Origin of the sequence: Gordonia sp. i37 (assembly GCF_002043085.1) — a bacterium.
GTDB classification, from domain to species: Bacteria; Actinomycetota; Actinomycetes; order Mycobacteriales; family Mycobacteriaceae; genus Gordonia; species Gordonia polyisoprenivorans.
The window spans coordinates 1-8,668 of the sequence record NZ_MVPX01000067.1 but is presented as its reverse complement, the minus strand read 5'-3'; the positions used below and the strand labels follow the sequence as shown (position 1 = coordinate 8,668).

Annotated in this window: 7 protein-coding genes; 5 read left to right on the top strand and 2 right to left on the bottom strand. The window is 67.8% G+C overall.

What is annotated here, in order from left to right:
• Positions 1-73 precede the first annotated feature (73 nt).
• Positions 74-2,617, bottom strand: coding sequence for an ATP-dependent Clp protease ATP-binding subunit (locus tag B1964_RS02610; protein ID WP_006369720.1), 2,544 nt, complete (start codon positions 2,615-2,617; stop codon positions 74-76).
• Between the two features lie 448 nt (positions 2,618-3,065).
• Here B1964_RS02610 and B1964_RS02605 point away from each other — a divergent pair, with 448 nt between their 5' ends.
• From B1964_RS02605 to B1964_RS02595, 3 genes are all read left to right on the top strand, one after another.
• Positions 3,066-3,626 carry an LppP/LprE family lipoprotein gene (locus B1964_RS02605; protein ID WP_079928689.1) on the top strand — a complete coding sequence of 187 codons (561 nt, stop codon included), beginning with the start codon at positions 3,066-3,068 and terminating at the stop codon, positions 3,624-3,626.
• A gap of 108 nt (positions 3,627-3,734) precedes the next feature.
• On the top strand, positions 3,735-4,262 hold the full coding sequence (locus B1964_RS02600) for an RNA polymerase sigma factor (RefSeq protein ID WP_079928688.1): 528 nt from the start codon (positions 3,735-3,737) through the stop codon (positions 4,260-4,262).
• Entirely contained in the window at positions 4,259-5,644 is a 1,386-nt protein-coding gene (locus tag B1964_RS02595) for a VOC family protein (protein ID WP_079928687.1), read from the top strand. Before B1964_RS02600 ends, B1964_RS02595 begins: the two co-directional genes overlap by 4 nt.
• On the opposite strand, the gene B1964_RS02590 is transcribed toward B1964_RS02595, so the two are convergent.
• Complete coding sequence (locus B1964_RS02590; protein ID WP_079928686.1) at positions 5,632-6,054, bottom strand: helix-turn-helix domain-containing protein; 423 nt, start codon at positions 6,052-6,054, stop codon at positions 5,632-5,634. The genes B1964_RS02595 and B1964_RS02590 overlap by 13 nt on opposite strands.
• Positions 6,055-6,189: 135 nt before the next feature.
• On the opposite strand from B1964_RS02590, the gene B1964_RS02585 reads away from it, so the two are divergent.
• A complete protein-coding gene (locus B1964_RS02585; protein ID WP_079928690.1) occupies positions 6,190-7,059 on the top strand; it encodes an SDR family oxidoreductase in 870 nt (289 codons plus the stop codon).
• A 49-nt stretch (positions 7,060-7,108) separates the two neighbouring features.
• Positions 7,109-8,416 carry a hypothetical protein gene (locus tag B1964_RS02580; protein ID WP_079928685.1) on the top strand — a complete coding sequence of 436 codons (1,308 nt, stop codon included), beginning with the start codon at positions 7,109-7,111 and terminating at the stop codon, positions 8,414-8,416.
• The last annotated feature ends 252 nt before the right edge of the window (positions 8,417-8,668 follow it).

Below are 8,668 nucleotides of genomic sequence, written 5' to 3'. Positions count from 1 at the left end.
CCCCCCCCCCCCCCCCCCCCGCCGCTCCAGAGAAGGAGTCGACGGGCGTCGTGGGTGTTCGCGGTCGGACCGATCAGCTCTCGCTGCCGGCGTCACCTGCCTTGCTCAGCTCGACCGGGGCGTCGGGCAACTCACGCGGCTTCTCCGAGCCGGTGAAGGTGAACTTGGCGTCCTCGCCCTCACCTTCGCCGTCCCAGTTGTCGACGTCGACCAGCACGATCTGACCCGGGGTCAGTTCGTTGAACAGGATCTTCTCGCTCAACTGATCCTCGATCTCGCGCTGGATCGTGCGGCGCAGCGGCCGGGCGCCGAGCACCGGGTCGAAGCCGCGCTTGGCCAGCAACGACTTGGCCCGATCGGTGAGCTCGATCGCCATGTCCTTGTTCTTGAGCTGCGTCTCGACGCGGTTGATCATCAGATCGACCATCTGGATGATCTCGTCCTTCGTCAGCTGGTGGAAGACGATGACGTCGTCGATACGGTTCAGGAACTCCGGGCGGAAGTGCTTCTTCAGCTCGTCGTTGACCTTCAGCTTCATCCGCTCGTAGTTCGACTTCGAGTCGTCACCCTTGCTGAAGCCCAGACCCACGGCCTTCGAGATGTCGGCGGTACCGAGGTTCGAGGTGAAGATCAGCACCGTGTTCTTGAAGTCGACCGTGCGACCCTGGCCGTCGGTGAGTCGACCGTCCTCGAGAACCTGCAACAGGGTGTTGTAGATCTCCGAGTGGGCCTTCTCGATCTCGTCGAACAGGACCACCGAGAACGGCTTGCGGCGCACCTTCTCGGTGAGCTGGCCGCCCTCTTCGTAGCCGACGTAGCCGGGAGGGGCACCGAACAGGCGCGACGCGGTGAAGCGGTCGTGGAATTCGCCCATGTCGATCTGGATCAGGGCGTCGTCCTCGCCGAACAGGAAGTTCGCGAGCGCCTTGGACAGCTCGGTCTTACCCACACCGGACGGGCCGGCGAAGATGAACGAGCCGGACGGGCGCTTGGGGTCCTTGAGACCCGCGCGGGTACGACGGATCGCCTTGGAGACGGCCTTGACCGCGTCCTCCTGGCCGATGATCCGCTTGTGCAGCTCGTCCTCCATGCGGAGCAGACGCGTGGTCTCCTCCTCGGTGAGCTTGAACACCGGGATACCGGTCCAGTTGCCCAGCACCTCGGCGATCTGCTCGTCGTCGACCTCGGCCACGACGTCCAGATCACCACTGCGCCATTGCTTTTCACGCTCGGCGCGCTCGGCGACGAGTTGCTTCTCCTTGTCCCGCAGGCCGGCGGCCTTCTCGAAGTCCTGCGCGTCGATCGCGCTTTCCTTCTCCTTGCGGGCGTCGGCGATGCGCTCGTCGAACTCGCGCAGGTCCGGCGGTGCGGTCATCCGGCGAATCCGCATCCGCGCGCCGGCCTCGTCGATGAGGTCGATCGCCTTGTCCGGCAGGAACCGGTCGTTGATGTAGCGGTCGGCGAGAGTGGCCGCGGCGACGAGCGCACCGTCGGTGATGGACACGCGGTGGTGGCTCTCGTAGCGGTCGCGCAGACCCTTGAGGATCTCGATGGTGTGCTCCACCGACGGCTCGCCGACCTGCACCGGCTGGAACCGGCGCTCGAGTGCGGCGTCCTTCTCGATGTACTTGCGGTACTCGTCGAGGGTGGTGGCACCGATGGTCTGCAGCTCGCCGCGGGCCAGCTTCGGCTTGAGGATGCTGGCGGCGTCGATCGCACCCTCGGCGGCACCGGCACCGACGAGCGTGTGCAGCTCGTCGATGAACAGGATGATGTCGCCGCGGGTGTTGATCTCCTTGAGCACCTTCTTGAGGCGTTCCTCGAAGTCACCGCGGTAGCGGCTGCCCGCCACCAGCGATCCGAGATCGAGGGTGTAGAGCTGCTTGTCCTTGAGCGTCTCGGGCACCTTGCCGTTGACGATCGCCTGCGCGAGGCCCTCGACGACGGCGGTCTTGCCGACGCCGGGCTCGCCGATCAGCACAGGGTTGTTCTTGGTGCGGCGGGACAGCACCTGCATGACCCGCTCGATCTCTTTCTCGCGGCCGATGACGGGGTCGAGTTTGCCCTCGGCGGCCGCGGCGGTCAGGTTTCTGCCGAACTGGTCGAGGACCAGCGACGTCGACGGGGTACCGGACTCGCTGGACCGGCCACCCGTGCCGGCCTCCTGCGGCTCCTTACCCTGGTAACCCGACAGCAGCTGGATGACCTGCTGGCGCACCCGGTTGAGGTCGGCGCCCAGCTTGACGAGCACCTGTGCGGCGACGCCCTCACCCTCGCGGATGAGGCCGAGCAGGATGTGCTCGGTGCCGATGTAGTTGTGGCCGAGCTGCAGCGCCTCACGCAGCGAGAGCTCGAGGACCTTCTTGGCGCGCGGGGTGAACGGAATGTGCCCCGACGGCGCCTGCTGGCCCTGACCGATGATCTCCTCGACCTGACTGCGGACACCTTCCAGGGAGATGCCGAGCGATTCGAGGGCCTTGGCGGCGACGCCTTCGCCCTCGTGGATCAGGCCGAGCAGGATGTGCTCGGTGCCGATGTAGTTGTGGTTGAGCATCCGCGCCTCTTCTTGGGCGAGCACGACAACCCGCCGAGCGCGGTCGGTGAACCGTTCGAACATTGTTCTCCCTCATTTCGCTTTCGCCCCGGCCGTCGTGGTTGTCCCGGTGATCGGAAACCGCGGGCGGCGACCGATGCGAGGCGACAACTGCGATGGTGTCGGGGTACACGACGACCAGCTTGCTTCCACTCTAGAGGTCGTGCGGTGTGCACCTGCAGTTAACGCCCACCAGAAGTCAACGTCATGCACACGTCGACGGGGGTCTGCGCGGTACAACCGCCCTGCACATCAGCATGTTCCGCGATGCGCGCCGCCGCGCTACGCCGAGAGCGAACGACGCCGCCTCCGTGGCCCCTTCAGTCCGAGCGGCGACGAGCCGTCGGGGGTACCGCACCCGAATGACAACAGCTACGCCTGGCTAACGAGACCGGCGAAACGCGCGAACAGGTCACTACGGGACATCGCTCCCGAGGTCGGGACCTGACACCACCACCAGGAAGGCCACATCATGACCTCTGCTCGACGCTCTCCGTCCACCCGACCGCCGACCGGACTCCGGCGACTCCTCGTCCTGTGCCTCGCGGTGACCGGCGTGCTCGCCGGCTCACTCTCGGCCACCGCCCTCGGAGCCGGTGACGCCGCGGCCGCCCCGCCCGGCAGCGGGCACGGGCTGTGTTTCGATCTCAACTCGGCCCTCGCCCGTGACTCGCTCACCAAGATCGGCCGAGACGTCAACGGCGGGAGTTGGGAGCCTCGCAGCGCTAGCACCAATCCCCTCTCCCGCGGCTGCAACCTGGATTGGATGCTGGTCACCGGCAACGGGATCGGCGACGCCACCTACCAGTCGCGCGTCCTGCTCTTCCACAACGGCCGTTTCCTCGGCACCGTCGATCCGAAGCCGTACTCCTACACCTCCATCGCCGGCTGGACGCGTGACCACGTCACCGTGAAGTATCGCTGGCTGCGCGCCGACGACCCGTTCTGCTGCGCGAGCGGCGGACCGACCTACGTCACCGCATTCCAATTCGGCGGCAGGGTGATTCGTCTGGGGTTCTTCCCGCCGGCCTGATCGGCGGGCGCGAGTGTCGCCGGTCGTGCCGTACGGGCACGGCCGGCGACACATTTTTTTCTGCCCAACGGGCGTCGGGTTTGCGCCCCGGGCGACGACGATGAGGGTGTGAGTGGCGAACACACCGGCCCCGAGGCCCTCCTCGAGGTCTACGACACGGCTCTACCCGCGGTGTACGGGTTCGTCGTGCGACGGTGCTCGGACCGACGGGTCGCCGAGGACGTCACATCGGAGACCTTTCTCGCCGCGATGGATTCGGTTCGTCGCGACGCCGACCTGACCCCGACGGTGCCCTGGCTGATCGGGGTCGCCCGGCACAAGCTCGCCGACCACTGGCGACGGGCGCAACGGACGCCCGAGCCCGTGCCGGACGTGCCCGATCCGCCGGGCGAGGATCTCGCCGAGGTCCATCTGGACCGGATGATCGCCCACCACACCCTGGCGCAGCTCACGCCGATCCACCGGTCGGTGCTCACGCTGCGCTACGTCGACGACCTCCCGGTCGCCGAATGCGCCGAGATCATGGGCCGCACCGTCGGTGCCACCGAGGCGCTGTTGACCCGGGCCAAGCGCGCCTTCCGCGCGGCCTACCCCGGCCAACCGGCCCGATCCACCCGGAAAGGAGGACGCGCATGAACCACGACGACGCCGAATTCGATTCGGCCCCACACTTATCCATCGGCGACCCGTTCGCCGTGTTGCGCGCCTCGGACACCCCCGGGTGGGACGCACCGGTTGCGCCCGATCCTGCCTTCGCCGCCCGTCTCCGTGACCGACTCGAACGCGGCGTCACCCTCCCGAAGGGAATCCTCATGTCCAATACTTCCCGGCCCGCTCGCTTCGCTCCCGGCGCCGACACCGCCATTACCGAGAGCGAAGCGGCCATCTCGGCACCCGCCGCGTCTCCCGTCGAACGCCCCGGCGCCCTGCCGTATCTCACGGTCCGCGGAGCGCGGCAAGCGATCGACTGGTACCGCGACAACCTGGGCGCGCGTCTACGGGGTGAGCCGATTGTCATGGACGACAACCGAATCGGGCACGCCGAACTCGAGATCGGCGACGGTGTGCTCTACCTCGCAGACGAATTCCCCGACCTGGGTCTGCGGGGCCCGCAACCCGGGCACGTCTCGGTGAGCCTCATGCTTCCCGTCGCCGACACCGACGAGGCCCTGGCCCACGCACAGCGCGGTGGCGCCGCCGTCACCCGCGAACCCTACGACGCCTACGGCACGCGCTCGGCGACCATCATCGATCCCTTCGGACACCGGTGGATGCTGACCGGCCCAGCACGGACCGCAGTGGCTGCCGAACATGTCCGGGTCGGCGACATCGTCTACCTGTCGCTGCAGACGCCCGACCGTGAGCGGGCCGCCCGCTTCTACGGCGCGGTTCTCGGCTGGGAGTACGATCCGGACACCCGACAGGTCACCAACATCGGCCATCGTCTCGGGATCTTCGACGACGACGGCTACGGAACGGCCGGGACCCTCTACTGCGTGTACGCCGTGGAGGACTTCGAGCGGGCGCGCGCAGCCATCCTCGCCGCCGGCGGTCGAGCCGGCGAGATCAGCACCGTCGCACGCGACGGATACCTCGTGATGGACGCCGTGGACGACCAGGGCGTCGCCTTCTCGGTCCACGTACCCGACCCCGGCGAGACCCGCGGGGAACAGCACCCTCGCACCCTCGGCGCGATGTCGTATCTCACCGTGCACACCCCGGACTCGGCCCGGTACCGCGATTTCTATGGCGCCGTGTTGAATTGGCGGTTCACACCCGGTCGTATCGACGACGGCTGGGAGGTCGACGGGGTGCATCCGCAGATCGGGATCTCCGGGGGCGCGGATCGGTCCCTGGCCGAACCGATGTGGAACGTGGCCGATATCGACGAGGCCGTCGACCGGGTGCGCTCCGCCGGCGGAGCCGTGATCGAGGAGCCCAACCGTCAGGCCTACGGCGCGGTGGCGCGATGCACCGACGACCAGGGCGCGCGGTTCTACCTCGGTCAGTTGTTCTGACGGGTCTCGTCGTAGGCCTCGCGTGCCCGCTCGACCGCCGCGAGATTGCCTTGGACGAGGTGGATCAGAGCGCGCAATTGGGTCGCGGCGTCGGTACCCAGATCGGTCAGCGAGTACTCGACCTTCGGTGGGATCGATTGCAGCACAGTACGTGTGACGAAGCCATCGCGTTCGAGGTTGTGCAGCGTCTGCGAGAGCATCCGCTCGCTGACCCCGTCGACGCGGCGCCGTAACGCGCTGAACCGCAGGTCCCCCTCGGCCAGCGCCGCGAGCGCCAGCACACCCCACCGACTGGTCACATTCTGCAACACATCACGCGAACTGCAATCGCGGGCGAAGACGTCGGCCTCCAGAGTCGGATCGACGGCGTCCGGGTCGGAGGCTGCGGAGCCGGGGGCGGCGGGGGTCATGGCGCCATTCTAGGCGCATCCGGACGATGGTGCTAATCGTCAAACATGTGCATGTCGCACATATTGCACCATACGAACAGTAAGTGCATCATGAGTGAGAAGCTCGCACTTCCCGTCACCTACCCAGGAGGAACCATGACCACCTACGCCGTCACCGGAGCAACCGGAGGACTCGGTAGTGCCGCCGTCGAGGCGTTGCTCGACCGGGGCGTCGCGGCAGGCGACGTGGTCGCCGTCGTCCGCAATCCGGAGAAGGCCAACACCCTGAGGTCCGCAGGTGTCGACGTCCGGGTCGCCGACTACGGCGACCCGACCGCATTGCGCGCCGCCCTGACCGGCGTCGACCGTGTGCTGCTGGTCTCGGGCTCCGAGGTCGGGCGGCGAGTCTCGCAGCACCGCAACGTGATCGAGGCCGCGACCGATGCCGGCGTCTCCCTCATCGCCTACACCAGCATCCTGCGCGCCGACACCTCGCCGCTGGCTCTGGCGACCGAACACGTCGCCACCGAGCGCGTGCTCGCCGAGTCCGGCATCCCCACGGTGCTGCTGCGCAACGGCTGGTACTGGGAGAACTACCTGGCCGCGGCACCGCAGGCCATCGAAACCGGCGTCCTGTACGGCAGCGCAGGCAACGGGACCATCGCCGCGGCGTCGCGGCGCGATTACGCCGTTGCGGCGGCTGCCGCACTCGTCGAGGCCTCAGGTGGTGAGGTCTACGAGCTCGCCGGCGACGAGCACCCGACCTACGCACAGATCGCCGCAACCCTTGCCGAGGTCAGCGGAAAACCGTTGCGCTACACCGATATTCCCGAGGCCGACTACGCGGCGGCACTCACCGAGGCCGGCATCCCGGCACCGATGGCCGAGATCCTCGCCGACTCGGACGCCGGAGTCGCCCGGGGTGCGCTCGACTCCGACTCGACCGACCTCGCGACTCTCACCGGCCGGCCGTCCACGCCTCTGGTCGAGGTGTTGCGCGCGGGCCTGGCGGCCGTGACCGCCTGATCTGCATGTCAGCCTCCCCCACGCAGGGCATGAGTGATTGACTGTCGCCATGCGTGTGGGGAGCAAGCGGGGCCGTCGACTTCCGTTCGGTATCGGCACCGTCGTGGTCGTACTCGCCGCCGTGATGGTCGTGTGCGTGGGGGCGGTGCTGGCCATCGGCACACCCGATCGCCCGGCGACCGGCTACACCTACGGCCAACTGCGGCCCTACCCCGACCAGCCCGCCCTCGCGTGGACGGCGTCGAGCCAGACCCTGCCCGACTACACCTCCAGCGACCAGATCAAGGTGGTCGCCACCGGCACCGACCGCTGGCTGCTGAGCTACCCGTCGGGTATCGGTCGCGCCTATGTGATGGTCGATCGCAGCGACGGACATCTGCTGTGGAAGCATCCGCTGCGCGCGGGCACCGGGAGCTGCGGGATGACCGACGACGGCGTGGTCGGCTGCGCGGTCAATGCCAGCAGCGATCTCGCACAAGGCTTTTACCTCGTCGACGACGACGGCACCCCGTCCGGCCCGACCGCCCTCGACGACACCGCATCGGTCCTCGGCGCCGGATCGGACTTCGTCCGTATCTCCTCCTCCGGCTACCGGGTGTCGATGGCCACCCCGGACGGCCACGAACTGTGGTCGCGCACCTTCGCCCGCGCGGCGAGCGCCGAGGTGCTCACCGATGGGCTGCTGCAGATCACCACCAGCGACGCGGGCCGGTTCATCGTCGATCCGCGCACCGGCGCCGACCGTCTCCACTGCACCGACTGCACGATCACCGCGTTCCCGACCGGCATCACCGTCGAGTACACCGACCCCGACCACCGCATGTTCGAGATCTATGCCGTGACCGACGGCGTCCTCGATCCCCGTCGCATCGCGCATGTCGCGGGGATGCGGGTGCTGCCCGGCCCGTCCACCCTGCCCGTGTTGACCCAGACCGGGACCGCGCAGATGGAGGCGATGCAGGGCACCTACGTCGTCGTCGATCCGGCCAAGCCGGGAGCGCTGTGGCAGATCTCCGACGTCGAGCTGTCCAAGGCCAACACCCGACCGTGCGGTACCGCGGTGGCGTTCGCGTTGAAGAGCCGGTCGCGGTCGATCTACTCCCTCGCCGACGCCAAGCACCTCGGTTCGTTGCCCGCGCCGGGCTTCGACGATCCCGACGCGAACCTCGACAACCTCACCTGTGTCGGGTCGAGCGGTGATCTCCTGGTGCTCGCCAGCAACAGCAGGATCAGCGCGGTCGACCCGTCGGCCGGCGGTTTCGCGTGGACGGTCGACGTGAACGGCCAGGTGGCGGACGTCGACGGATTCCTCGTCGCCTTCGAGGGCACCAGCATCCGGGTGTTCGCGCCGCACTGACCCCGCCGGCGCGGCATGTGGCCGGACTCACATCCGGGACTTTGGTCCCGGCATGACCTGCAACGGCAGCGATGACACTCAGCCGACTCCCAGGTTTCGGTAACGGCCAGATAACGGAACGGACACGGAAGTCGGTAGCCTCGTCCGCGGCCCACTGCCCCATGAAGTCGACGAACACCGCAATCGACGAGCACCGCGGCAGTGGGTAAACGATGTACCCGAGTCTGTAGTGAGGTCCGAAAGTTGGGGAAG

Excerpts from the sequence above, each read along its gene's own strand:
- B1964_RS02610 (WP_006369720.1), bottom strand. The coding sequence starts at position 2,617 with ATGTTCGAACGGTTCACCGACCGCGCTCGGCGGGTTGTCGTGCTCGCC.
- B1964_RS02605 (WP_079928689.1), top strand. The coding sequence starts at position 3,066 with ATGACCTCTGCTCGACGCTCTCCGTCCACCCGACCGCCGACCGGACTC.
- B1964_RS02595 (WP_079928687.1), top strand. The coding sequence starts at position 4,259 with ATGAACCACGACGACGCCGAATTCGATTCGGCCCCACACTTATCCATC.
- B1964_RS02590 (WP_079928686.1), bottom strand. The coding sequence starts at position 6,054 with ATGACCCCCGCCGCCCCCGGCTCCGCAGCCTCCGACCCGGACGCCGTC.
- B1964_RS02585 (WP_079928690.1), top strand. The coding sequence starts at position 6,190 with ATGACCACCTACGCCGTCACCGGAGCAACCGGAGGACTCGGTAGTGCC.
- B1964_RS02580 (WP_079928685.1), top strand. The coding sequence starts at position 7,109 with ATGCGTGTGGGGAGCAAGCGGGGCCGTCGACTTCCGTTCGGTATCGGC.